Genomic DNA, 24,825 nt, shown 5'->3' with positions numbered 1-24,825 from the left:
TTGACGTTATCAGTACTGATAACTGAAGGTTACACCACTAAAGGCCGAGTAAGCACGGATCCCCACATGCCAGGTACCGGCTTGTGGATTATTAATGGTACAGACCTCATTATTGCCAGTAAGATAAGGCCGGCAGCTATAGGTTGTTGTGCTGGGTTCAGCACCATAGTTAACATATAAATCTGCATCGCCGGTGCCGCCAGAGATCTGGAAGGTTACTGTTGATACACCTGACGGGATTTGATAACTGCCTCTTAACCACTGGCCGCTGGTTGCCGACAGGTTAGGGAATGTCGCGCCACCAGTTGGTGGTGGGTTATTGCCGCCACCGCCGCAACCATTGTTGGTTAAGTAATCATGCGCCGCTTTAGCTTTTACAATACCCCAACCGTAAGAGGTATCACGCCCGGCTGCACCGCGGTCTTCCGCAGTAGCATTAAGCGCATTACGAATTTGTGCCGCAGTACATTGTGGGTGATTACTCCATACCAGCGCGGCAACACCGGCAACGTGAGGTGAAGCCATTGACGTACCACTGATACTGTTGTAACCGCCATTGTTCCAGGTGGAATTAACGCTAACGCCCGGGCCGGAAATTTCAACCTGAGAGTTGCGCTGTGAAAAGCTGGCTAAGGCACCGCTGGAGTTTACCGCTGCAACAGACACCACGGCGTTATAAGACGCCGGGTATGAGAAGCTGGTATTGCCAGCATTACCCGCAGCTGCCACTAACAACATGCCGCCATTGTAAAAGTTGGTCATGGCCGTATTTTCAGTCTGGTTAGACGAACCACCGCCCAGACTCATGTTTACTACTTTAGCGCCAGCATCTTTACAAGACTGAATAGCCGTGATCAGGTTTGACGCTGTGGTCCAATTGCCAGAATTATTGAAGATTTTAACAATGTGCACCCCAGCCTGACCGGAGCCAATAACGCCGACTACTCCGCTGTTATTGTTTAACGCCACCATAGTACCGGCAACATGAGTACCGTGACCGTTACCGTCCTGATACCAGTTACCATGGCCGGAAAACGAATACCCTGTTACACCAGAGTTTTGTAAATCTTCATGGCCAGACGTCCAACCGGTATCAATAACACACACTTTTGTATTGCCGGCACTGCCATCACTTACCTGATTGGCCTGCACCATGGTAATACCATAAGGTGTAGTTTGTGCCATCGGCGTGATGACATCCATCAGATAGCGTTTATGGTCTTCTTCAATGTATTCAACGTCAGGATTAGCCTGCAATAGCTTTAGCTGTTTAGGTGTCAGCTCGGCCACACTGGCGTGCACCGATTTTAAATGCGACAGCGCATTTACGTTGGCTTTTTGCAGTACTTGCTGCGCACGTTGTACCGAAAATTCAGCACGCTGCTCTGTGCCGGTAGCACTCATCTGTGCCACTGGTTCTTTAAATTTAATAATGTAACGGTTAGTTTTATCTTCTGTCAGCTCAACCAGGCTAAATTCACGCTCTGCTGCTGGCTCTGCTTTTTTTATACCTTCTGCTACAGCTACCGACGTCAGGCTAAGTGCAAAACAACCAGCAGACGCAACTGCCAGTATAGTTGTCATTTTTTTCATCGTGTTTTTCATTATAGTGCCCTTGGATTATAAGTTAAGGTCCATGTTGTACGTTCCGCGTCCTGCTGCTTAGCAATTAACCAGATAACCGTCATTGCCACCATTACAAAGGTCTTATAAATAATTTACAAATGTATGAGATAAACCCATTCCGGAAAAAATAGACAACTATCAGAAACAAAATAGTTTTTTGAGGTACAGTGCTGAAGTTAAAATTGATGATAAATACGTTTGTTAAAAAATCAGCCCATTACCGCAGGCTCATACTGCTGGGCTAGTTTGAACCAAAATACAGTGCCTTGCCCTGTTGAAGAGGTAAAGCCAATTTGGCCATGATGATTTTCGATGATCTTTTTACAGATCGCCAGGCCAAGCCCGGTGCCTTCTTTCGCCCGGCTGTCAGAGGAATCCGCCTGAGAAAACTTACCAAAGATATGCTTTTGAAATTCCGCCGGAATACCGCTGCCAAAATCTTCAACTTCAAACCTTATGCTTTGCTGCATCTCAACCAAGCGCACTATTACTACGCCTTGCGCCGCTGAAAACTTCACCGCATTGGAAATAAGGTTGTCAATTACCTGCCGTAGCCGCAGCGCATCGGCCTCTACCCATAAAGGTTGTTCCGGCTCAGATGCCAGTTGCAGTTCAACCTGATAACGGCTGGCATAAGGCTGCATTGCATTAACAGCGTGCCGGGTTAGCGCGCTGATATCCACTCTGGTGATATTCAACGTGAAGGTGCCGGCGGCAAATTTTTGTAAATCCAGTAAATCGTTAATCAACTGAGCCAGACGTTCACTGTTAGTTTGGGCAGTGTGCAGCATATCCTGATACAGCGCAGAATCCGCAGTGACAACCTTTTGCGTAATCAGCCCTATAGCGCCCCGTATCGCAGTAAGCGGGGTGCGTAATTCATGGCTTACCGTGGCAATAAACTCATCTTTTAGGGTATCCAGCCGTTTTAACTCCTGGTTGGTTTTTGCCAGCTCATCCAGGCTGCGCTCCAATTGCCTGGTTCGTAGCGACAGCGTAACAGAACTCTCCTCCAGTGCCCGGGTGCGTTCAGTAACCCGGGTTTCCAGCACAGTTTGTGCTTTAGCTTTATTTTCTACTGCCGCCTGCAGCAAACGGTTTATTTGTCTGACATGGCGTAAACGATACTGATGCATCAGCCACAGCAACAGGCTTGCAAGTGCAATCAGCGAATACACCACCCAGCTTTGCTGCCACCAATGTGGCAGAACATTTAAGGTGGCTACCTTTACCGGCTCACTGAAAACACCATGATTATTGGATGCTTTCAACCACAACGGATAGGTGCCAACCGGCAGGTTTGCGTAAAAAGCACTATTACGCTCATTCGCAATAACCCAGCTTTTATCAATACCTTCAAGCTGATATTGAAACTGGTTACGCTGTGGGTCCTGATAATCCAGAGCACTGAATTCAAAATTCATCGTATGCTGATCCGGCGACAACTTAATCACATCCCAGGGCTGCTTATGCGGTTTTGTTTGCAGTAGTTGGTAGTCAATCACCAGTGCTGATAACACCGGGTTTGGTATTCTCTGGTTACTTTGCAGCTGTTCGGGCTTTACCACTACCAGCCCGGCAATAGCACCAAATAAAATACCGCTGTCATCAGCAAATACCGCGTTGGTATTTAACTCAGAACTTACCATACCGTCATTACGGTTATAGTGAATAAAATGCGGCTGTCCGGCTAGCCTCAGCGCCAGCCCCTTCGGAGTCATAACCCATAGTTGCTGCTCTTGTTGCAACGCCCCCAGAATATCATTGTCCGGTAAGCTATCCTGTATTGTCAGCAACTGTTGCTCTGCTGTTGTCAGGTTAACCAGTAATAAGCCCTCGCGGGTGCAAACAGCCAGCTGCTCTGCATATTCACTGACACAGTGAACATCATTGTGCGGCAATCGTATACCCGAAGCGGCCGTTGTGTTGTGCTGCATAACGTTATCTGTAGCTAAATCTATCTGAAACAACCCACTATAACGTGTTGCCACCCATAGCTGCTGCGAAGAGCCAACAAACAGTTTTTGTACTGCATTACCCACCATATTGTCTGACAACCGGGTTAACCAGCGTTTGGCTTGCTGACGTTCAGGCTGCCAGGCTATAACGCCTTCTCCCCACATGCCCAGATAAAACCGGCCGGCAGCATCAATATGTAAATCTCTTACATTACGATTTACTACCTTAGCCAGCTCGAATGGCTCATCGGTTTTTATCAGCTCTGCCGTACCGTTATATTTTAACAACCCGGTATCAGAGGCAATATAAACCTCGCTCTGCGGTGTTGCGGCTATGGCGTTCACTCTGCTGCCCGTGCGGAAGAACTGGAAATCTCCGGTTGGCAGTTTAATACGATATATGCCATTCGAACTGCCAAGCCAAAGCGCATCTGGCTGTTTAAAAATAGCGGTAACAGAAAATGTTTTTTGTTCAGCCAGCGCCGCGGAGAAAGCACTGATATCATCAAATGCCTTACTGGATAAAATATTGCGAAACAACCCACTTTCCCGTGAACCCAGCCACAGCACACCGGAGTTATCCTGCAGGATACTGCGTACATTGACATTACCTAACTCGGCTGGTTTTACGCCATGCCCGGCCTGATGGTGTGGCGGCACACGATACAAGCCACTGTAACTACCGACCAATAAATCGTTGGTAGTGTTATCAGATGACAGTATGTTAATTAATGGCTCTGGCTCACCGCGCTGAGACAAAGGCACCGGCACAAACTGTTGCTGGCGGTTAAACAAAAACAACCCTTGCCGGCTGCCAACCCATAACTGTTGCCCCAGGGCATAAACCGCACGGATTTCGTTATCCCGGCTAAAATTAGCGGGTACTGAGTTGTCTGTATAGTTGACTAACTGATATACCGAACTTAAGCCTTTATCTGGCTGCCAGCTATGTAAACCGGCGGAGGTACCAACCCAGATCACCCCATCAGGCGTTTGGGTTAAACTCCAGATCCGCTGATCTGCCAATGCCTGTTCAGGCCCGGCCTGGCCGATATTCGTGATCTGAAACTGAGCATCTATCCGGCTTAAACCCGATGTAGTACCCACCCAGATATTACCGTCTGCGTCTTGCAACAAGCCCTGAATTTGATTTCCAGCCAACCCGTTTTCACTGGTATAACGGGTTAACTCTCCGGTTTGGGCATCCAGCCTTGACAGCCCAAGGCCCCAGGTACCGGCCCAGATATTATCGGCATTATCAATCAGTACCACGCCAACATCAGGTGTCTGATGACGTTGCAACTCGGTAGCGGTGAGCACAGCAAATTCAACAAAGCGGTAGCCGTCGTAGCGTAATAAGCCCGAGTTAGTCGAGCCAAGCCATAAAAAGCCGGTGCTGTCTTGTTTAACACTATAGATAGTGGCATTGGGCAGGCCGTCGTCAACGCCGATACGGACATAGTGCTGTTCAGCCGATGCGCCAGTGCAATATGCCAGCCACACCAACATACAGCGCACAATGAAAACTATCCCTATTTTCTGACCGTGCAAAATGCCCCCGACACTATCTGACAATCCAAGCAGCTAATATTAAAGCAGTTAAACTAAGCGGTACAGGCTAACCATAGCATAGCAAGCCAGGCTTTACAGTACGGCATAGATTAAATGTCTGGTGCCACTTTCGCTTGGGGTTGCATTCTTTTAGAATCGTCGCCATTACCGCTTTTAATTACGTAGTTTTCGGAGAAGTTCATGTCTGATGTTAAACACAGTCGCCTGCTTATTTTAGGTTCAGGCCCTGCTGGCTATACTGCTGCGGTTTATGCAGCCCGCGCTAACCTTAATCCGGTTTTAATTACCGGCATGCAGCAAGGTGGCCAACTGACCACCACTACTGAAGTAGAAAACTGGCCGGGTGATGCACATGGTTTAACCGGACCAGCCTTAATGGACCGTATGCGTGAACATGCTGAAACTTTTAATACTGAAATTGTGTTTGATCATATTCACACAGTAAACCTGCAGCAGCGACCTTTCACGCTTACCGGGGATAACGCCGTTTACAGCTGTGATGCACTGATTATTTGTACCGGTGCTTCAGCTAAATACCTTGGCCTACCGTCAGAGCAGGCATTCAGTGGCCGGGGTGTATCAGCCTGTGCTACCTGCGATGGCTTTTTCTACCGTAACCAGAAAGTCGCCGTAATAGGCGGTGGTAATACCGCCGTAGAAGAAGCCTTGTACCTGTCTAATATTGCTGCTGAAGTGCATTTGGTACACCGGCGTGACAGCTTTAAAGCCGAGAAAATTCTGATCGACCGTTTAATGGCCAAAGTAAACAACGGCAATATTGTATTACACACTCACTGTGAACTGGGCGAAGTGCTGGGCGATGACATGGGTGTAACCGGCGTACGGTTAACCTCAACCAAAGGCGAAGCAGATAAAGACTTAGCATTGCAGGGCGTGTTTATTGCCATTGGCCATAAACCCAACACTGACATTTTTGCCGGACAACTGGAGATGAATGGCGGTTACTTAAAAGTACAAAGCGGTACTGAAGGCAACGCGACGCAAACCAGTATTGCCGGTGTGTTTGCTGCCGGTGATGTATCGGATCATATTTACCGCCAGGCCATTACCTCTGCCGGTACCGGTTGTATGGCCGCCTTGGATGCCGAGCGTTATCTGGACGCGCTGAGCAAGTAAACAGGTCGCGCCTGTGACCATTTATTTGCCGCAGCTATCAGCCCACGATGTCAGCTTCCCTGCGCTGCATCGTGCGCTGGCCGAGCCTGATGGCTTGCTGGCAATGGGCGGAGATTTATCTGCGCCCCGCCTTATCAATGCTTACGCACATGGTATTTTTCCCTGGTTTAGTGAAGGCGATCCGTTATTGTGGTGGAGCCCCTCTGTGCGCGCCGCTTTTGCCCCCGATAGCCTCCAACTAAACCGCACGCTGAGAAAACAAATTAACCGCCATCAGCTACGCTTTAGTATCAATACCGCATTTACGCAGGTAATAGCACAATGCGCAGCTCCCAGAGCACGCCAACCCGCTACCTGGATCCTGCCCCAAATGCAGCAAGCCTATCTGCAATTACACTTACAGGGGCACGCCCACAGTATTGAAGTGTGGCAACAGGACCGCTTAGTTGGCGGTTTATACGGCGTGCTGGTTGGCAGCCTGTTTTGTGGTGAGTCGATGTTTAACCGGTTGCCGGATACCGCCAAACTGGCATTAGTTGCCCTGCAGCAACATTTACAGCAGGTTGCACCCGGCTGGATTGACTGCCAGTTACCTAACCCGTTTCTTATGCAGTTGGGGGCAAAAGAGATGTCACGTAATCACTATGTACAGTTGTTACAGCAATACCGCCAGCAAATAACACCGCCATCTCACTGGCAAGCCCGCACTATCGAATTGGACAGTGCCAATGCATGAGCTACGTTTTGGCCTGACAGCACCAGCCCCCTGCAGTTATCTGGATGCACAGCAGGAACAACTGGTGTTTTTACTGCCAGAGCAGCCAGTCAGTGCAGCGCTGTACCAGCAATTGCTTGAGCTTAATTTTCGCCGCAGCGGCGAGCAGGTTTACACACCACACTGCCCGGCATGCCGCGCCTGTGAGTCAGTACGCATTAACCCTGCTGCTTTTAATGGCAGCCGCAGCCAGCGCCGTTTACTTAATAAAGCGCAGCGTATCGGTTGGCAATACAAACTGAGCGCCGGTGCCAGCACAGATTATTTCCCGTTGTTTGCCGCTTACATCAGCCATAAACATGCTGATGGCAGTATGTACCCACCCGAGCAGGCTCAACTGGATGCCATGTTAAGTTGCTCATGGTTAAAAGTACGTTATCTGGAACAATACTATCAGCAGCAATTAGTGGCAGTAACTATTGTTGATGAAACAACAGAGGCTTATTCGGCGGTGTACACCTTTTTTCATCCCGATGTCTGTGCGCTCTCTCCCGGTATTTTAGCCATATTGTATTTATTGCAATGTGCCAGGCAGGATCAGAAAAACTGGTTGTATCTGGGTTATCAGATTAATGCCTGCCAGAAAATGGCCTATAAGGCCGCTTTTTTGCCGCAACAACGTTTTATTCAGGGACAATGGCATTCATTTGGCTAAAAAAGCGCTTGTTGCTTTACTTATGCCGATGATTTCGGCACAATCTGCGCAGTTTTTTTATGGTTCACCCAATATTAAGAGGCAAGTACGCTGAATGGCGAAGGAAGACGTAATTGAAATGCAAGGTACCATTTTGGATACCCTGCCAAATACCATGTTCAAAGTTGAACTGGAAAACGGCCATGTCGTTATCGCTCATATCTCAGGTAAAATGCGTAAAAACTATATCCGTATTTTAACCGGCGATAAAGTAACCGTAGAATTAACACCATACGACTTAACTAAAGGCCGTATCGTGTTCCGCCAGCGCTAAGCCGGCTTTTTTGCATTATGCCAGATAACACAAACCCGGCCTTGGCCGGGTTTACTGTTTTGCTGTAAAGCGATTTGCGTTAGCGTCAATCTGCCAGTGCAGCTTCTTCTGTGGTCTGATAAACAAAGCTTAGCTGACCATCAACCAGATCTACCCGCACATCACCACCATGCAGTAAACGGCCGAACAGAATTTCGTTCGCCAGCGGCTTTTTAAGCTGCTCCTGAATAACCCGGGCCATTGGCCGCGCCCCCATTGCATGGTCGTAACCTTTATCTGCCAGCCATTGCCTTGCCGCGCTGCTTAACTCCATTGATACCTGCTTTTTATCCAGTTGTACCTGTAAGTCACAGATAAACTTATCAACAATTTGCAGAATAATGTCCGCACCCAGATGTTGAAACCAGATAATGCCATCTAGCCGGTTTCTGAACTCCGGACTAAAAGTACGGTTTATTTCCGACAGCGCATCATGGCTATGATCTTGCTGTTTAAAGCCTATCGATTTACGGATGGTTTCCTGCACACCGGCATTGGTGGTCATTACCAGTACCACATTACGAAAATCAATCTTGCGGCCATTATTGTCGGTTAAGGTACCGTGGTCCATTACCTGCAGCAGAATATTATAAATATCGCTGTGGGCTTTTTCGATTTCATCCAGCAGCACTACTGAATACGGATGTTTTGACACGGCATCGGTCAGTAAACCGCCCTGCTCAAACCCAACATAACCAGGTGGCGCCCCGATTAAACGGCTGATAGCGTGGCGCTCCATATACTCCGACATATCAAACCGCAGCAGTTCAACACCCAGCGCTTTAGCCAGCTGTTTCGTCACTTCCGTTTTACCTACCCCGGTCGGGCCGGCAAACAGGAAGTTACCTATCGGTTTTTCTTCGTTGCCAAGGCCAGAGCGCGATAAGCGGATAGCCGAGGTTAGCACTTCAATTGGCTCATTCTGACCAAATACCACCAGTTTTAAATTGCGATCTAAATTCGCCAGCACATCTTTGTCTGATGCCGATACCGACTTCTCCGGAATACGCGCCATTTTGGCAATCACATGCTCAATTTCCGGCACATTGATGACTTTTTTACGCTTAGATACCGGCAATAACCGTTGGCTGGCACCGGCTTCATCTATCACATCTATAGCTTTGTCCGGTAAATGGCGCTCATTAATGTATTTGGCCGATAATTCAGCCGCCGCGCGGATTGCCTTTTGCGTATAGCGCACATTGTGATGTTGCTCGTAGCGCTCTTTTAAGCCGAGCAAAATCCGGGTGGTATCTTCCACACTCGGTTCAGCCACATCAATTTTCTGGAAACGACGCACCAGTGCGGTGTCTTTTTCAAAAATGCTTTTAAATTCCTGATAAGTGGTAGAGCCCATACAACGCAAACGGCCACTGGACAGCAGCGGTTTAATCAGGTTACTGGCATCCATCACACCACCGGAAGCCGCCCCGGCACCGATGACGGTATGAATTTCATCAATAAATAAAATAGCGTCCTTTTCCCGCTCCAGCTCTTTTAGTAAAGACTTCAGCCGTTTTTCAAAGTCGCCACGGTATTTGGTACCTGCCAGCAAAGCGCCCATATCGAGCGAGTAAATAGTGGCGTTGGCAATAACTTCCGGCACTTCTTTGTGCACAATACGGTACGCCAGGCCTTCGGCAATAGCGGTTTTACCCACACCGGCTTCCCCTACCAGCAGCGGGTTATTTTTCTTACGCCGGCACAATACCTGAATGGCCCGTTCAACTTCATGTTCACGGCCAATTAATGGGTCAATGTGGCCGTTTTTGGCCTGAACATTCAAGTTAGCGGTAAAGTTTTCCAGATACTTACTTTCGTCGCTTAGTGTTTCGCCGGCCTCTTCTGCCGTGTGTTCATCATGTTGCTCTAACTTTTCAGTTTTGGTTACACCATGAGAAATAAAATTCACCACATCCAGGCGGCTAATATCAATTTTCTTCAGTAAATATACCGCTTGTGATTCCTGCTCACTAAAAATTGCCACCAGCACATTAGCACCTGTCACCTCAGCTTTACCGGATGACTGTACATGAAACACCGCACGCTGCAGCACACGCTGAAAACCCAACGTAGGCTGGGTATCACGCTCCATTTCACCGTCGGGTAGCACAGGTGTGGTTGAATCAATAAAGCTGCCCAGTTCCAGCCGTAGTTTTTCAATATTTGCGCCACAAGAACGTAGCGCGTCACCGGCGGCCGGGTTGTCAAGCAACGCCAACAGCAAGTGTTCTACCGTCATATATTCATGACGGCGCTCACGCGCAAACCTGAAAGCCAAATTCAGAGTTAACTCAAGATCTTTATTTAACATACACCACTCCTAATCCACCTGAGTAACGACACCAGAATCATGCCAGGACTTACCTTAAGCGCGCTCCATGGTACAGAGCAGCGGGTGTTGATGCTCTTTCGCATACTGCGTCACCTGCTGCACTTTAGTTTCCGCAATTTCTGCGGTAAAAACACCACAAACCCCTTTCCCTTCGTAATGTACTTTTAACATTACCTCAGTTGCCTGTTCATACTGCATATTAAAAAAACGGCTTAACACATCAATGACAAAATCCATCGGGGTGTAATCGTCGTTATGCAGTACTACCTTATACATTGGTGGCGGAGCCACACGTTGCCGTGTCAGTTCCTCTAAACCACCATGTTGTACGTTACCTTCTTTATTTCCGCTCATAAACTATAGCCATGCCTGCGTATTCCATCAAAGGAGCTTTGGGTTAAATATTGGTAAAATTTTGGTTTAATTTTGCAAATAACTTGACTACATGGTCAAATTATCTACATTAGTTGTTGGGATCAACAACAATCCCGCCGTAAAGACTAAGAATACAGAATTTAGCTAACTTAGAGAAGGAAGTAAGTTGTATGGCTACCGGTAAAGTAAAATGGTTCAATAACGCCAAAGGATTTGGATTTATCCGTGAAGATGGCCGTGATGAAGATATCTTTGCTCATTATTCAACCATTAGTATGGATGGCTACCGCACGCTAAAGGCTGGACAAGACGTTGAGTTTGACTTGTCCGAGGGCCCGAAAGGCTTACACGCTGTGAATATTAAACTGCCCGGTGATTTGACAGAATAATATATTTGCTGTGCTGTAACCCAGACCGACAAAAAAAGCAGGCATAATGCCTGCTTTTGCTTATCTGCCAGCGTATTAAACGTTAGCCAGTGCCTGGTTAAAGGTATGGCTTGGCCGCATGGCTTTAGACGCCAGTTCCGGGTTTGGCCGATAGTAACCACCAATATCTACCGCTTTACCTTGTGCGCCATTAAGCTCCGCAACAATTGTTGCTTCTTGCTGTTGCAGTACTGTTGCCAGTTTGGCAAAACGGCTTTGTAACTCCGCATCAGCATTTTGCGCAGCTAAAGCCTCTGCCCAGTACATAGCCAGATAGAAGTGGCTGCCACGGTTATCCAGTTCGCCCAGCTTACGTCGTGGTGACTTATCGTTATCAAGGAACTTGGCCGTCGCAGCGTCCAATGCATCAGCCAACACTTTAGCTTTGTTGTTGCCGGTAACCTGGCTTAAATGCTCCAGTGATGCTGCCAGCGCTAAAAACTCGCCCAACGAATCCCAGCGTAAATAGTCTTCTTCGATAAACTGCTCAACGTGTTTCGGGGCTGAGCCGCCGGCGCCGGTTTCAAACAGGCCGCCACCGTTCATTAAAGGCACTACTGACAACATTTTAGCACTGGTGCCCAGCTCTAAAATCGGGAATAAGTCGGTTAGGTAGTCACGCAGTACGTTACCGGTTACTGAAATAGTATCCAGCCCCTGCTTAATACGTTGCAGTGAAAAACGGGTTGCTTCAACCGGTGACAGGATCTGAATATCCAGACCACTGGTATCGTGGTCTTGCAGATACGCTTTTACCTTGGTAATCAGCTGAGCATCATGCGCGCGGGCACTGTCTAACCAGAATACCGCTGGCGTGTTGCTTAAGCGGGCACGGTTTACAGCCAGTTTAACCCAATCGCGGATTGGCGCATCTTTTACCTGACACATACGCCAGATATCGCCCTGCTCTACGCTGTGTTCAAACACCACGTCACCTTTGCTGTTCAGTACCTGCACTTTACCATCGGCAGCAACTTCAAAGGTTTTATCGTGTGAACCGTACTCTTCGGCCTTTTGTGCCATCAGGCCAACATTCGGCACTGAGCCCATGGTGCGCGGGTCAAAGGCACCGTTTTTCTTACAAAAATCGATAGTTTCCTGGTACACACCTGCGTAGCAACGATCCGGGATCAGCGCTTTGGTATCTTTTAACTTGCCATCCGGGCCCCACATCTGGCCTGAACTGCGGATCATTGCCGGCATAGAAGCATCGATAATAATATCGCTTGGTACATGCAGGTTGGTGATACCTTTATCTGAATTAACCATCGCCAGTGCTGGCTGTGCAGCGTAACAGGCTTTAATATCTGCCAGCACTTCGTCTTGCTTAGCCTGTGGCAGCGTAGCAACCTTGGCAAACATATCACCGGCGCCGTTGTTAACATCAACACCCAGCTCAGCAAACAGCGTAGCGTGTTTATCAAACACCGTTTTAAAGAATACCGTTACCGCATGGCCAAACATTATTGGGTCTGATACTTTCATCATGGTGGCTTTTAAATGCAAGGATAACAGCACGTCTTGCTGTTTAGCCGCAGCAATTTCGCGCTGATAAAACTCACGCAGTGCATTTTTGCTCATCGTAGCAGCATCAATTACTTCAGCGGCCAGTACCGCAACTTTGTCTTTTAATACTGATACAGTGCCATCTTTGGCGACATGCTGAATTTTCAGCGTATCAGCATGAGCAAAAGTGGCTGATTTTTCGCTGCCGTAAAAATCGCCCTGTGTCATATGAGCAACATGAGAGGCCGAGCCAGATGCCCAGGCGCCCATACTGTGTGGGTTTTTCTTAGCATACTGCTTAACCGATGCAGGAGCACGGCGATCAGAGTTACCTTCACGCAGTACCGGGTTTACCGCACTGCCTTTAATTTTGTCGTAGCGCGCTTTAACATCACGCTCTTGCTCAGTCTTGGCTTCAGCCGGATAATCCGGCAGAGCATAACCCTGCTGCTGCAATTCTTTAATGGCTGCTTTTAACTGTGGAATAGACGCACTGATATTCGGCAGCTTAATAATATTTGCTTCAGGCTGATTCGCCAGCTCACCAAGCTCTGTCAGGGCGTCAGCAATGCGTTGTTCAGGTTTTAAGAAATCAGGGAAGTTGGCAATAATACGGCCAGACAGAGAAATATCACGGGTTTCTACCGCGATACCAGCCGCAGCAGAAAATGCCTGTACGATAGGTAGTAACGAATAGGTGGCAAGTGCTGGTGCTTCGTCTGTTTCAGTGTAGATAATTTTTGCAATTTCGTTTGACATGTTAGTTCCTGTAATGTGTTTGCGATCAGCTGGCTGATGCTGGCCAGTTCGCACCTTCATCCGGGCGATGTTGATGTTTTAAACGCATTTGTTGCTAAGCGGCGGTAGTATAGCAGCATGACATTCAATAAAATAGGCAGCCGGATGCTATGAATTTCAGAGACAAAAATACAGTGAAACCGTTGCGCAGCAGGCAGAATTTGCAAAATAATCCATATACGAAAAAACGCAATACGACCAAGGTCGGACAGCCGGTATTAGTGTTGTTCAACAAACCTTTTGACGTACTGTGTCAGTTTACCGATAACAGCACACCTGCGCGTGCTACCCTGGCAGATTTTATCACTGTGCCTGACGTGTATGCCGCCGGCCGGCTTGACCGCGACAGCGAAGGGCTTTTGCTGCTGACTAACTGTGGTAAAACCCAGCATCAGATTACCGATCCTAAACATAAAATGGCCAAAACCTACTGGGTACAACTTGAGGGTAATATCAGCGACGACGCTCTGGCACAGTTAAGCTCAGGCGTGCAGTTAAATGATGGCCCCACTTTACCCGCAACAGCGCAGCGCTTACCTGAGCCTGATGTCTGGCCGCGGCAGCCACCGGTGCGCCAGCGCGCCAACATTCCTACCTGCTGGATAAGTCTGACCATTACCGAAGGCCGTAACCGTCAGGTAAGGCGGATGACTGCCGCAGTGGGTTTCCCAACGTTGCGCTTAATCCGCGCACAAATTGGCGATTGGCACCTTAATCAATTAGCGCCGGGCCAATTTACCGTAATGGATCTTAAATAAGGATAGCCACCAACTCATGAGCAGAGAACTGCTACATCTTACCGTTGCTGCCATAGTGTATTTTGAGCACAAATTTTTACTGGTAGAAGAGCGCGATAAACTAACCGGACAGCGGGTACTGAACCAACCGGCAGGCCATGTTGAGCAGGATGAAGATTTGCTTAGCGCAGTAAAACGCGAACTGTTTGAAGAAACCGGTTTGGCGCTTGAACCCTCGGCCTGGTTGGGTATTTCGCAGTTAAAAGCGGCTAATGGTCATCGCTATGTGCGGCTGAATATAGTGTTTGAGCCCACCAGCCTGCCAGCACAGTACCAACCACAAGACAGCGATATTCTGGCATTGCACTGGTATAGTGCAACTGAACTGTTACAAACAGCCTTGCCGCTTCGCAGCCGTTTAGTCAGTGACGCTATCAGCTTATATACAGAAGGGGTACGCCTACCGCTGTCGCTGATCCAACCAACGCGATAACATGCGCAGCGGATAAATTTAATGTATAATCCGCGCCTTGTTTTTCCGGCCTTCAAAAGTGCAGTGTTATGCCAGATACCCGCTTAACTGACAGCTCAGCTAACAGCAGTAAAAAAGTCATCGTCGGCATGTCCGGCGGCGTAGATTCTTCCGTTTCAGCCTACCTGTTGCTACAGCAGGGTTATCAGGTTGAAGGCCTGTTTATGAAAAACTGGGAAGAAGACGATAACGACGAATACTGTGCAGCAGCTGAAGATATGCGCGATGCACAGGCCGTTTGCGACAAACTGGGTATAGTGCTGCATAAGGTGAATTTTGCTGCAGAGTACTGGGACAATGTTTTTGAGTACTTTCTGGCTGAATATAAAGCCGGCCGCACCCCTAACCCGGACATCATGTGCAATAAAGAAATTAAATTTAAAGCCTTTCTCGAGTTTGCTGCCGAAGCGCTGGGCGCAGATTATATTGCCACCGGCCACTATGTACAGCGGCGTTATGTTGATGGCCACTGGCAATTATTGCGCGGCCTGGACAACAATAAAGATCAAAGCTATTTCCTCTACACCATTGGTGAAGAGCATGTGGCACAAACGCTGTTTCCGGTGGGCGAGCTGGAAAAACCCGCCGTACGCGCGATTGCCGAACAGCAGGGTTTAGTTACCCACGATAAAAAAGACAGCACCGGTATTTGCTTTATCGGCGAGCGTAAATTTAAAGATTTTCTGCAGCAATACCTGCCGGCACAACCGGGCGATATCGTTTCGGTAGACGGCGATATTATCGGCCGCCATGAAGGCCTGATGTACCATACTCTGGGCCAGCGTAAGGGCCTGGGCATTGGCGGCCTGCGCGATGGCGGCGACGAGCCCTGGTATGTGGTTGGCAAAAATCTGGATACCAACCAGCTAATTGTGGCTCAGGGCCATGACCATCCGGGTTTATTATCTAAAGGTTTAATCGCTAACCAGTTGCACTGGACAGATCGTAAAGGCCCGCAACACACTTTGCGCTGCACGGTGAAAACCCGTTACCGCCAGACTGATATTGCCTGCAGCTTAACGCCTCTTGCCAACGGCAGCGTTGAAGTGCTTTTTGATACGCCACAAAAAGCAGTAACGCCTGGCCAGTCGGCCGTATTTTATCTTGACGATGTTTGCCTTGGCGGCGGCATTATTGATGTGGCTCTGAACTAATATGCAATACTCTCTTTCAACACAAATTATCGCTTTAGCCGGGTTAACTCAGGCACTGAAACTGGTGCAAACGGTCGCCCGCAGTACCACCGTAGATAAAGAGCTTCTGAGCACAATGCTGCACAGCGTTGCCGTTGTCGATGCTGAAGATCCATTGCAAATATATGGTAATCAGCCTGCCAACCTGAAAACCGGTTTACAGCTTATTGTTGACCAATTGGGCGACAAACCACAAAAAGATGTCGAACTGACGCGCTACATTGTCGGCGTACTGGCATTGGAGCGTAAACTAAGCAAAACGCCGGCTAATCTGAAAAAGCTTGGCGATAAACTGCAGCATTTAGAACGCCAGTTACAGCATTTCAGTATTACTGATGACAATATGCTGGCCAATCTGGCCGATATTTACTCTGATTGCATCAGCAGTTTAGGCGGCCGCATTCAGATCTATGGCCAACCTGAATTACTTAAGCTACCTGCCGTACAGCACAAAGTACGGGCGCTGTTGTTAGCCGCCATCCGCTCGGCGGTGTTATGGCGCCAGGCCGGTGGTAGCCGCCTTAACTTTATCTTTAAACGTCGCAAGCTGGTCGCGCAAGCAAAAGACATGCTGGCGCAACTGCCCTCATCAAGCTTATAGGAGCCTGTATGCAACTGAATGCCCTAACCGCTATTTCCCCCGTTGACGGGCGCTATGGCAGCAAAACTGTAGATTTACGCAACTACTTCAGTGAGTTTGGCTTAATTAAGTATCGCGTGATGGTAGAAGTACGTTGGTTACAGCAACTTGCCGCGACAACCCAGATTGCTGAAGTGCCCGCCTTATCTGCCGAGGCTAACCTTGTCCTGAATGACATTGTCGACAATTTCAGCTTAAGCGACGCTGAGCGGGTAAAAGAAATTGAACGCACCACCAACCACGATGTTAAAGCGGTTGAGTACCTGTTAAAAGAAAAAGTGGCCGACAATGCAGAGCTCTCTGCAATCAGTGAATTTATTCACTTTGCCTGTACGTCAGAAGATATCAACAACCTGTCGCACGGTCTGATGTTAAGCGAAGCCCGCGCTAATGTATTGCTACCGCAATGTGATGCGCTGTTAGACGCCATTAAGCAGTTAGCTAATCAGCATAAAACCGTGCCGATGATGGCGCGCACGCATGGCCAGCCAGCCTCACCTACTACCATGGGTAAAGAGATGGCGAATGTTTATATGCGCTTAAAACGCCAGCGTGATCAGATTGCCGGCGTAGAAATTCTTGGCAAACTTAATGGTGCAGTGGGTAACTACAATGCGCACTTATCGGCTTACCCACAGCTTAACTGGCATCAGCTGTCAGAGCAGTTTGTCACCGGTTTAGGCTTAAGCTGGAATGCGTTTACCACCCAGATTGAACCGCATGACTATATTGCTGAACTGTTTGACGCTGTAGCCCGCTTTAATACCATTTTGCTCGATTTTGATCGCGATGTTTGGGGTTACATTGCGCTGGGTCACTTTAAACAGCGCACTATTGCCGGTGAAATTGGCTCTTCGACCATGCCTCATAAAGTTAACCCAATCGACTTTGAGAACTCAGAGGGCAACCTGGGTATTGCTAATGCGCTGTTTAATCACTTGTCAGCTAAATTGCCAGTGTCGCGCTGGCAGCGTGACCTGACCGACTCTACCGTACTGCGTAATCTGGGTATGGGTTTTGGTTATACCGTTATTGCCTATCAGGCCACGTTAAAAGGCATCAGCAAGCTGGAAGTAAACGAAGCTAACCTGCGCGCTGAACTGGATGCCAACTGGGAATTGCTGGCCGAGCCGGTACAAACCGTTATGCGTAAATATGCTATTGAGCAACCGTATGAAAAGCTAAAAGAGTTAACCCGTGGTAAGCGTATTACACAGGCAGACTTACATGTGTTTATTGATAAGCTGGCATTACCCGACCAGGTAAAAGAGCAACTTAAGCAGCTAACGCCCGCCAATTATATTGGTGCTGCGGTAGAAATAACCGCCACGCTACAGTAACAGGCTAACAATAAGGCGCTGAATTCAGCGCCTTTTTTCTCAGGAATATCAAATGTATCAATTAAATTTGGCTGAACCTGGCATCACTGAATTTCTTAATGAATACTGGCAAAAAAAACCACTGCTGATTAAAGGTGGTTTTAAACATTTTGCCGATCCACTCACTGCAGATGAACTGGCTGGCCTGGCACTGGAAGAAGAAATTGAATCACGCATAGTCAGCTGTGCAGATAAACAATGGGATATGCAAACCGGCCCGTTTGAAGATTTCTCTGCTTTTGGCGATAAAGACTGGACCCTACTGGTACAAGCCGTTGATCACTGGCACCCAGAGGCCGCTAAGCTGCTGGACCCGTTTCGTTTTATCCCCAACTGGCGTATTGATGATCTGATGGTAAGCTTTTCAGCACCCGGTGGCGGTGTTGGCCCACATTTAGATCAGTACGATGTGTTTATTATTCAGGGTGAAGGCAAACGCCACTGGCGTGTTGGTATGCCAGATGCCAGCCTGCAGCAATTATGCCCTCACCCGCGTTTACTGCAGGTAAGCCCTTTTACAGCCTGTATTGACGTTATTACAGAGCCCGGCGATATTTTATATATTCCGCCAGGCTGCCCGCATGAGGGCATCAGCATTGAAAACAGCCTGAACTACTCTGTTGGTTTTCGCGCTCCGGCCCAAAAAGATCTGCTTACCGGCCTGGCCGATCACCTGATTGATCATGACATCACTGGAAAACGCTTTACCGATGCAGGGCGCAATAGCGCGCAATCGGTTGGGGTGATTACAGATGATGATCTGAGCAAAGTGCAGCAGTTACTACAACAACTGGTAAGTGATAAAACCATGCTACCGCATTGGTTTGGCAATTTAATTACCCGCGCCAAACATGAGCTGGATTTAAACGAGCCCGACCCGCATTACGGCGTCGATGAAATTGGCGAATACCTTGACGAAGGTTCAGTGTTAAGCCGTACCGGCGGCCTGCGCTGCTGTTATTATCAGCAAGCTGCTGATAGCGATATTCTGCTGTTTATTAATGGTGAACAAACCACGCTGCCAGCAAATGAGCTGCTCACTGCACAATTATTGTGTGATTACACTGAGCTGCAATCAGAGCAGAACCTGCATTTTAACCAGTCAGCCGAGCGACTGATGTTGTTGACCAGCTTAATTAATCAGGGTTATTGGTATTTTAGTGAGTAAATGCACGACACCTTAAAATATTGATAAAAAAAACCGCAAATAATGCGGTTTTTTATTATTCGTAAAGCAATAAATACAGTTAACTGACAGCTTCTGCCTGCCAAAGCTGATCCTGGCTGAACATATCGTACAGGCTATGTGCGCGGTTAATCAGCAAATTGGCAAAATCCTGCTGGGTTTTATCCTTGATGCCGGCATCAATAATCTGCTGGGCTTTTAGCTGCCAGTGCATTGAAAACGCTCTTACCGCATCTCTGGCGTTAGGCGCGGCAGCAAACGCCATATGATCGGTCGGCAGGTCGCCACTTATTACCCAATATGACTGCTTATCTTTAGTATTTAGCTTCCATACCGCCATATAAGGTGGCAAATAGCGGCTTTCTGACGCGGCAACATTGTCGGGTACTATACCTTTGCTGGCTAAATACTCGTTGGCCTTCTGAAACTGTGCTCTTACCCATTCTGCACGGGCTTGTTCAATTTGTTGCGAAGTTAACTGCTCACTCATTATACGACGTCCTGCTTGTAAGTTTTTGCTACTTTAGGTGACTGGCCACCGACAATCAAGTGTTGTCATACATTGTCGACAATCGCCTGGACAGACCAGATATTTTTTTGGTTTGATTCTGGTGAAACCGGGGTTGAAATGCTACATTTCGCCGCGCAAAAATGCCGCCTTCTGTGCGGCCATTAACCAGACATAATGGCCTGAGTATTTCAGGCTATCAATAAGCGGAGAAATCAGTCGTGGCGGTATTTAATCATTCTGAATTCGATAATCATGAACAGGTTGTATTTTGCAGCGATGCAGAAACCGGTTTAAAAGCAATTATTGCCGTGCATAGCACTGCACTTGGCCCGGCTGTAGGCGGCTGCCGCTTATGGGACTATGTCTCCGACGATGCTGCTTTGCATGATGTTCTGCGTTTATCCCGCGGTATGACCTACAAAAATGCTATGGCTGGCTTGCCTTTAGGCGGTGGCAAATCTGTTATTATCGGCGATGCGAAAAAAATTAAATCCGAAGCATTATTCCGTGCCTTTGGCCGTATGATCCACCGGCTGTCTGGCAGCTATTACAGTGCCGAAGACGTTAATATTACTACCGGCGATATTATGATCGTCAATAAAGAAACCCCTTTTGTTGCAGGTCTGGAAGGTAAAAGTGGTAACCCGGCACCTTTTACTGCTTTGGGTACCTATCGTGGTATTAAAGCTGCGGCTAAACACCAGTTTGGCTCTGACGATTTAACCGGCAAAACAGTTGCAGTACAGGGCCTTGGCAGTGTGGGGTTCTATTTATGCGAACACCTGCATAAAGAAGGCGCTAAGTTAATTGTTACTGATATTAATCAGGATGCCGTACAGCGCGCTGTAAGCCAATTTGGCGCTACTGCTGTGGGCCTGGATGAGATATATGCTGCGGATGCCGATATCTATGCACCTTGCGCTCTGGGTGCCACAATTAACGACGACACCATTGCGCAGTTAAAAGCCCGTATTGTTGCCGGCTGTGCCAATAATCAGTTAAAAGAAGCCCGTCATGGCGACGTTTTGCGCCAAAAAGGTATTTTGTACGCGCCGGATTACGTTATTAACGCCGGTGGTATTATTAATGTTGCCTCTGAAATGCGGCCCCAGGGTTACAGCGTTGAAGAATCAACGGCGAAAGTAAACGCTATCTACGATACGCTGCTGAATATTTTCCAACGCGCTGATGCAGAAAACCAAGCTACCAGCCTGGTGGCTGATTTAATGGCGCAGGAAATTATTCGCCGCGGCAAGCAATAATCGCTTAACGCAACCTACCTTAAAGCCACTGTCGCAGTGGCTTTTTTATTGCGTCTCAAATAACCCTGCCAACTTTAACGGCACTATGGCGCAAGCGGTCTGATAACCGGTGTCAAATAACTGCAGCTTCTGCTCTACAGTCAGGGCAAAATCGACAGCCGAGATGCTGCCGGTGTTGATCACTATCGTATTGTGCCAGTATTCAGCGTGTACATACTCGCGTGATACTGCGCTCATAAAGGTGCGGATCAGCATATAAATATACGATATCAGCGGGAAATAACGGCTGGTTTGTACAGGTTTGGCTTCAGCATCACTTTTTAACCGAAAGCAAATAAGCGGCAGCCCCGAGCCTGACCAGTCATGGTGCAAGGCATCTTCAGACAAAATGACCCCATCGGTCATAATATGATTTTTAAACGGCTGAAACGAAAAAAACAGCGGAATAGACATAGAAAAACGCACGGCCTTCGACACTTTAAGATGTGGTGTGTATAGCCGGTTAAACACCACGGGGCCCCCACCGTTAATATCTGTTGCCAGTACATGCAAATCATAGGGTAGATCGGCAAAGGTGACACCTTGCAACTGTTTGTCGAGCCAGGCTTCAAATTTATCACCATTACATAAGCCGCCGGTGCGCAATAGTGATGTAACTGAAAAACTCCAGAATTGCCTGAAATCAGTTTGCAATGCCAGTGCTTTGAGGCTGGCAAGATCCCAGCCGGTTGCATAAAGTGCCGCGACGATACTACCGCCAGACACGCCCACCAGATGCCGGAAACGAAATTGCATATCCTGCAACGCCTGTAGTATGCCAATATAACAACTGAGCCGGGTACCGCCACCCGAGAAGATAGGCACTATCTCTTTACCTGTACTAACTGGCATACAGCATCCTTTGCCTGAATATCCACTCCTTAGTATGGGGCAAATTCCGCTGCTTGCCATATAACACTGCAGCTATTTCAAGCAAATTGGGCTAGTATAGTGCCCTAACACAATAACTTAGATAGGGAATGTCTGAATGAAATATAAAGCACTATTGTGTATTGCACTGCTGTGGCATCTGGCCTTACCGGCTCAAGCTGCGCTGCAGGACAGCATCAAAAAAATAAAACCCTCTGTCGTGGCTATAGGTGTGTTTAGTCCGCTGGCATCGCCTCGTGTCAGGTTGGTTGGCACCGGTTTTGTTGTCGCCGATGGCAGTAAAATAGTGACTAATTATCATGTCATTGCCACAGCTCCGGATGTAAAACGCAACGAATCCTATGTTGTTTTATCCGGCCAGGCTGACAATATCCAAATTCACCAGATTATCGACACTAAAACGCAAACAGCTCATGACTTAGCGGTATTGACGATCGAGGCCAAATTGCCTGCGGCGACACTGGCCGATGCCGAATTTATTAATGAAGGAACTGAAATCGCCTTTACCGGTTTTCCTATTAGCGCCGTACTGGGCTTATACCCCGCTACCCACAGAGGTATAATTTCCGCGGTAACCCCCATTGCAATCCCGGCTGATCACTCCGGCCAGCTACAAGCTTCTGCGCTGCGTCAATTGCGCCAGCCTTTTATGGTGTATCAACTGGATGCAACAGCTTACCCTGGCAATAGCGGTAGCCCTTTGTTTGATGCAAACACCGCTCAGGTAATAGGCATTATTAATAAGGTATATGTGAAATCGACCAGAGAAGCGGTACTGAGCGATCCAAGCGGCATCACTTATGCTATTCCGGTAAAATTTTTGCTGCCATTACTAACGCAATAAGCAGCAAACACATTTTCAGCTTTTATGGATAGACTCAGATGGATTTATTAACAGAACTGGCGCTGGACCGGATTGGCTTTGGCTTAGCCTGTGTTGCTAACTTGTTTTTCTTTCTGCTGACACTCGCTACCCGGGTTAAAAACCTGCCACGCTCACTGCTGCTGGCCTGGTCGCTGTTTAATACAGTATGGGCAGCCTATTATATGCTGACAGGCTTTGCGCCATACGTTACGCCGGTATCTTTGCTATTAGAGCTCAGCCGGAATCTGGTGTTGCTGTTATTTTTACTGGCGGCACTTGGCAGTGCCGAGCAATCATTAAGCTTGCTGCTGAAAAAGCGCTCCGTACAGTTGTTAGTGCTCACCATAAGCTGCTGGGCATTACTGTGTTACCTGCAGCTGATTTCGATGAACCTGATTTTTACCGGCAGCCTGGCTATCTGCGTGCTGCAACTGGCATTGCTGGAAACAATGTACCGTAAAGCCGCTGCCAACCGCTGGCAATATAAACCTCTGGTGCTGGGCATAACGGTTTGCGCATTATTCGACTTTATTCTGCTGGCTGAATCGGCATTATTTGGTCAGGTAGATAACCAGCTCTGGTCAGCCCGCGGTTTTGTTTATGCTGCCATAGTACCGCTGCTGATTATTTCAGTGCGCCGCGTACAGGCCTGGGGCATCAATGTGTATGTGTCACGGGATATCGTGCTGCAAAGTTCGCTGGTGCTTGCTGCAGGTATCTACCTTTGCCTTATCGCTGTTGCAGGCTTTTATATTCGTTATATCGGTGGCACCTGGTCAAACCTGCTGCAAACTACCTTTTTAGTGCTGGGTTTTGCTATGTTAGCCGTATTGCTGTTGTCCGGTGCAGTAAGACGTAAACTAAAAGTATTTATTGAAAAACATTTCTTTGCTAACAAGTTTGATTATCGTGTGAAATGGCTGGAGCTGACACGACAATTACGGCTTGTCGATATTACCAAATCAGATCAATACCAGACTATTTTGCAAACCTGGATAAACTCTGTCAATTACAGCCGGGGCTGTCTGGTCAAACTGGAGGGCACTTCTGCGCTAACCACACTGGCCCGTATTAACCGCCCTGCACTGAATAACAGTGAAACAGAATTACTAAAACAATATGTACAACAATTTGCCGGTAAAAACTGGATAGTCGATCTGGCAGATAAAAAAGACCCATTTTGTCAAAAACATAATTTAAGTGACATTGATATCCAGTTAATTATTCCTATCCACTCCGACAATGATCTTTGGGGCTTGTGTCTGATAAACGCACCGGATGTAGACCGTCAGTATCTCAACTGGGAGCTGCGTGACTACCTGATGCTGGTGGCAGAGCAGATATCCAGCTATCTGCAGTTAATGCAAGCCAGCCAGAAGCTCAGTGAAAATGCCCAATTTGCTGCCTTTAGCCGGATGTCAGCTTTTGTTGTCCACGATCTGAAAAACATCAAAGCACAAATTGATTTAATGCTGACAAACAGCATAAAACACCGGACTAATCCTGAGTTTATCAATGACAGCTTCGATACGCTCGCCGCTATGCAGCAACGCTTGCAGAATATGTTGTCACAACTGAGCAGCAAACGGGCTGAGTCAAGTCAGGATACTATGATCAGTATTTCATCTGTTGTACGCGAGGTGATCACTCAGCGCTGTGCAGCCAAACAGCCGCTACCTCAATATAACGTGAGACGTGATGCAGAGTTGGTGTTAAACAAAGAACGTTTTGCCAGTGTGCTCTACCACTTAATTGATAACGCCCAGCATGCTACAGCCAGCGACGGTAAAATACTGATTGATGTTAACTGCGACGACTCACAGCTGTACATCAGCATCCAGGACACTGGCTGCGGTATGTCAGCTGAATTTATCAGCGAGCGTTTATTTAAGCCATTTGACTCAACAAAAGGTAATGCGGGTATGGGCGTAGGTGCCTATGATGCGCTACACTTTGCCAGACAGCATAATGGCCAGTTGCAGGTAGAAAGTACAGAAGGAGTGGGAACTACCTTTACGCTTATTCTTCCTTTACACTAATCACGTTTATTGATGTAAATACAAGGACTGTTTT

The 24,825-nt window shown here is 47.8% G+C and carries 21 protein-coding genes; 14 read left to right on the top strand and 7 right to left on the bottom strand.

Going from position 1 to position 24,825, the window contains the following annotated elements:
- Positions 1-9 precede the first annotated feature (9 nt).
- Positions 10-1,593 carry a S8 family serine peptidase gene (locus BLW68_RS07900; RefSeq protein ID WP_092792182.1) on the bottom strand — a complete coding sequence of 528 codons (1,584 nt, stop codon included), beginning with the start codon at positions 1,591-1,593 and terminating at the stop codon, positions 10-12.
- A 242-nt stretch (positions 1,594-1,835) separates the two neighbouring features.
- Positions 1,836-5,093, bottom strand: a complete 3,258-nt coding sequence (locus tag BLW68_RS07895; RefSeq protein ID WP_092792041.1) for a sensor histidine kinase — start codon at positions 5,091-5,093, stop codon at positions 1,836-1,838.
- Positions 5,094-5,336: 243 nt separating this feature from the next.
- On the opposite strand from BLW68_RS07895, the gene trxB reads away from it, so the two are divergent.
- From trxB to infA, 4 genes are all read left to right on the top strand, one after another.
- Positions 5,337-6,293, top strand: a complete 957-nt coding sequence (gene trxB / locus BLW68_RS07890; protein WP_092792039.1) for a thioredoxin-disulfide reductase — start codon at positions 5,337-5,339, stop codon at positions 6,291-6,293.
- Between the two features lie 13 nt (positions 6,294-6,306).
- Complete coding sequence (gene aat / locus BLW68_RS07885; RefSeq protein ID WP_092792037.1) at positions 6,307-7,029, top strand: leucyl/phenylalanyl-tRNA--protein transferase; 723 nt, start codon at positions 6,307-6,309, stop codon at positions 7,027-7,029.
- Entirely contained in the window at positions 7,022-7,723 is a 702-nt protein-coding gene (locus BLW68_RS07880; protein ID WP_092792035.1) for an arginyltransferase, read from the top strand. Before aat ends, BLW68_RS07880 begins: the two co-directional genes overlap by 8 nt.
- 94 nt (positions 7,724-7,817) lie before the next feature.
- On the top strand, positions 7,818-8,036 hold the full coding sequence (gene infA, locus BLW68_RS07875; protein ID WP_008610216.1) for a translation initiation factor IF-1: 219 nt from the start codon (positions 7,818-7,820) through the stop codon (positions 8,034-8,036).
- A gap of 85 nt (positions 8,037-8,121) precedes the next feature.
- Here infA and clpA read toward each other — a convergent pair whose 3' ends face one another.
- Positions 8,122-10,389 carry an ATP-dependent Clp protease ATP-binding subunit ClpA gene (gene clpA / locus BLW68_RS07870; protein ID WP_092792034.1) on the bottom strand — a complete coding sequence of 756 codons (2,268 nt, stop codon included), beginning with the start codon at positions 10,387-10,389 and terminating at the stop codon, positions 8,122-8,124.
- Between the two features lie 54 nt (positions 10,390-10,443).
- Positions 10,444-10,764 (bottom strand): ATP-dependent Clp protease adapter ClpS, encoded by a 321-nt coding sequence (gene clpS, locus BLW68_RS07865; protein WP_068230788.1) that lies wholly within the window; start codon positions 10,762-10,764, stop codon positions 10,444-10,446.
- Positions 10,765-10,955: 191 nt separating this feature from the next.
- Here clpS and cspD point away from each other — a divergent pair, with 191 nt between their 5' ends.
- Positions 10,956-11,174: a cold shock domain-containing protein CspD gene (cspD, locus tag BLW68_RS07860; protein WP_068230786.1), complete on the top strand. Its 219-nt coding sequence runs from the start codon at positions 10,956-10,958 to the stop codon at positions 11,172-11,174.
- 75 nt (positions 11,175-11,249) lie between these two features.
- Here the strand turns inward: cspD and BLW68_RS07855 are convergent, their stop codons facing one another.
- On the bottom strand, positions 11,250-13,478 hold the full coding sequence (locus BLW68_RS07855) for an NADP-dependent isocitrate dehydrogenase (RefSeq protein WP_092792032.1): 2,229 nt from the start codon (positions 13,476-13,478) through the stop codon (positions 11,250-11,252).
- A 200-nt stretch (positions 13,479-13,678) separates the two neighbouring features.
- Here BLW68_RS07855 and BLW68_RS07850 point away from each other — a divergent pair, with 200 nt between their 5' ends.
- The 6 genes from BLW68_RS07850 to BLW68_RS07825 all read left to right on the top strand — a co-directional run bounded on the left by BLW68_RS07850 (position 13,679) and on the right by BLW68_RS07825 (position 19,166).
- Positions 13,679-14,275: a pseudouridine synthase gene (locus BLW68_RS07850; protein WP_245728296.1), complete on the top strand. Its 597-nt coding sequence runs from the start codon at positions 13,679-13,681 to the stop codon at positions 14,273-14,275.
- A 16-nt stretch (positions 14,276-14,291) separates the two neighbouring features.
- A complete protein-coding gene (locus BLW68_RS07845; RefSeq protein WP_092792028.1) occupies positions 14,292-14,747 on the top strand; it encodes an NUDIX domain-containing protein in 456 nt (151 codons plus the stop codon).
- 68 nt (positions 14,748-14,815) lie between these two features.
- Complete coding sequence (gene mnmA / locus BLW68_RS07840; protein WP_092792026.1) at positions 14,816-15,940, top strand: tRNA 2-thiouridine(34) synthase MnmA; 1,125 nt, start codon at positions 14,816-14,818, stop codon at positions 15,938-15,940.
- Between the two features lies 1 nt (position 15,941).
- Entirely contained in the window at positions 15,942-16,580 is a 639-nt protein-coding gene (hflD, locus tag BLW68_RS07835) for a high frequency lysogenization protein HflD (protein WP_092792024.1), read from the top strand.
- Positions 16,581-16,588: 8 nt separating this feature from the next.
- Positions 16,589-17,959 (top strand): adenylosuccinate lyase, encoded by a 1,371-nt coding sequence (gene purB / locus BLW68_RS07830; protein ID WP_092792022.1) that lies wholly within the window; start codon positions 16,589-16,591, stop codon positions 17,957-17,959.
- A gap of 52 nt (positions 17,960-18,011) precedes the next feature.
- Positions 18,012-19,166 carry a ribosomal protein uL16 3-hydroxylase gene (locus BLW68_RS07825; RefSeq protein WP_092792019.1) on the top strand — a complete coding sequence of 385 codons (1,155 nt, stop codon included), beginning with the start codon at positions 18,012-18,014 and terminating at the stop codon, positions 19,164-19,166.
- A 79-nt stretch (positions 19,167-19,245) separates the two neighbouring features.
- Here BLW68_RS07825 and BLW68_RS07820 read toward each other — a convergent pair whose 3' ends face one another.
- Positions 19,246-19,674 carry a DUF4826 family protein gene (locus tag BLW68_RS07820; RefSeq protein ID WP_092792016.1) on the bottom strand — a complete coding sequence of 143 codons (429 nt, stop codon included), beginning with the start codon at positions 19,672-19,674 and terminating at the stop codon, positions 19,246-19,248.
- A 239-nt stretch (positions 19,675-19,913) separates the two neighbouring features.
- Here BLW68_RS07820 and BLW68_RS07815 point away from each other — a divergent pair, with 239 nt between their 5' ends.
- On the top strand, positions 19,914-20,957 hold the full coding sequence (locus BLW68_RS07815) for a Leu/Phe/Val dehydrogenase (RefSeq protein WP_092792013.1): 1,044 nt from the start codon (positions 19,914-19,916) through the stop codon (positions 20,955-20,957).
- 45 nt (positions 20,958-21,002) lie between these two features.
- On the opposite strand, the gene BLW68_RS07810 is transcribed toward BLW68_RS07815, so the two are convergent.
- Positions 21,003-21,848 carry a patatin-like phospholipase family protein gene (locus tag BLW68_RS07810; protein ID WP_092792010.1) on the bottom strand — a complete coding sequence of 282 codons (846 nt, stop codon included), beginning with the start codon at positions 21,846-21,848 and terminating at the stop codon, positions 21,003-21,005.
- 136 nt (positions 21,849-21,984) lie between these two features.
- Between BLW68_RS07810 and BLW68_RS07805 the strand changes: the two genes are divergently transcribed.
- Complete coding sequence (locus tag BLW68_RS07805; RefSeq protein ID WP_092792007.1) at positions 21,985-22,731, top strand: S1 family peptidase; 747 nt, start codon at positions 21,985-21,987, stop codon at positions 22,729-22,731.
- Between the two features lie 38 nt (positions 22,732-22,769).
- Positions 22,770-24,791: an XrtA/PEP-CTERM system histidine kinase PrsK gene (gene prsK, locus BLW68_RS07800; RefSeq protein ID WP_092792003.1), complete on the top strand. Its 2,022-nt coding sequence runs from the start codon at positions 22,770-22,772 to the stop codon at positions 24,789-24,791.
- The last annotated feature ends 34 nt before the right edge of the window (positions 24,792-24,825 follow it).

This window comes from Rheinheimera pacifica, assembly GCF_900108485.1.
Classification (GTDB): Bacteria; Pseudomonadota; Gammaproteobacteria; order Enterobacterales; family Alteromonadaceae; genus Alishewanella; species Alishewanella pacifica.
The sequence above is the reverse complement of the archived record's forward strand: the minus strand, read 5'-3'. Positions and strand labels throughout refer to the sequence as shown.

Bases quoted from the DNA above. Each gene is read 5' to 3' on its own strand.
- BLW68_RS07900 (WP_092792182.1), bottom strand. From the start codon at position 1,593: ATGAAAAAAATGACAACTATACTGGCAGTTGCGTCTGCTGGTTGTTTT.
- BLW68_RS07895 (WP_092792041.1), bottom strand. From the start codon at position 5,093: ATGTTGGTGTGGCTGGCATATTGCACTGGCGCATCGGCTGAACAGCAC.
- trxB (WP_092792039.1), top strand. From the start codon at position 5,337: ATGTCTGATGTTAAACACAGTCGCCTGCTTATTTTAGGTTCAGGCCCT.
- BLW68_RS07880 (WP_092792035.1), top strand. From the start codon at position 7,022: ATGCATGAGCTACGTTTTGGCCTGACAGCACCAGCCCCCTGCAGTTAT.
- infA (WP_008610216.1), top strand. From the start codon at position 7,818: ATGGCGAAGGAAGACGTAATTGAAATGCAAGGTACCATTTTGGATACC.
- clpA (WP_092792034.1), bottom strand. From the start codon at position 10,389: ATGTTAAATAAAGATCTTGAGTTAACTCTGAATTTGGCTTTCAGGTTT.
- clpS (WP_068230788.1), bottom strand. From the start codon at position 10,764: ATGAGCGGAAATAAAGAAGGTAACGTACAACATGGTGGTTTAGAGGAA.
- cspD (WP_068230786.1), top strand. From the start codon at position 10,956: ATGGCTACCGGTAAAGTAAAATGGTTCAATAACGCCAAAGGATTTGGA.
- BLW68_RS07855 (WP_092792032.1), bottom strand. From the start codon at position 13,478: ATGTCAAACGAAATTGCAAAAATTATCTACACTGAAACAGACGAAGCA.
- BLW68_RS07845 (WP_092792028.1), top strand. From the start codon at position 14,292: ATGAGCAGAGAACTGCTACATCTTACCGTTGCTGCCATAGTGTATTTT.
- mnmA (WP_092792026.1), top strand. From the start codon at position 14,816: ATGCCAGATACCCGCTTAACTGACAGCTCAGCTAACAGCAGTAAAAAA.
- hflD (WP_092792024.1), top strand. From the start codon at position 15,942: ATGCAATACTCTCTTTCAACACAAATTATCGCTTTAGCCGGGTTAACT.
- purB (WP_092792022.1), top strand. From the start codon at position 16,589: ATGCAACTGAATGCCCTAACCGCTATTTCCCCCGTTGACGGGCGCTAT.
- BLW68_RS07825 (WP_092792019.1), top strand. From the start codon at position 18,012: ATGTATCAATTAAATTTGGCTGAACCTGGCATCACTGAATTTCTTAAT.
- BLW68_RS07820 (WP_092792016.1), bottom strand. From the start codon at position 19,674: ATGAGTGAGCAGTTAACTTCGCAACAAATTGAACAAGCCCGTGCAGAA.
- BLW68_RS07810 (WP_092792010.1), bottom strand. From the start codon at position 21,848: ATGCCAGTTAGTACAGGTAAAGAGATAGTGCCTATCTTCTCGGGTGGC.
- BLW68_RS07805 (WP_092792007.1), top strand. From the start codon at position 21,985: ATGAAATATAAAGCACTATTGTGTATTGCACTGCTGTGGCATCTGGCC.
- prsK (WP_092792003.1), top strand. From the start codon at position 22,770: ATGGATTTATTAACAGAACTGGCGCTGGACCGGATTGGCTTTGGCTTA.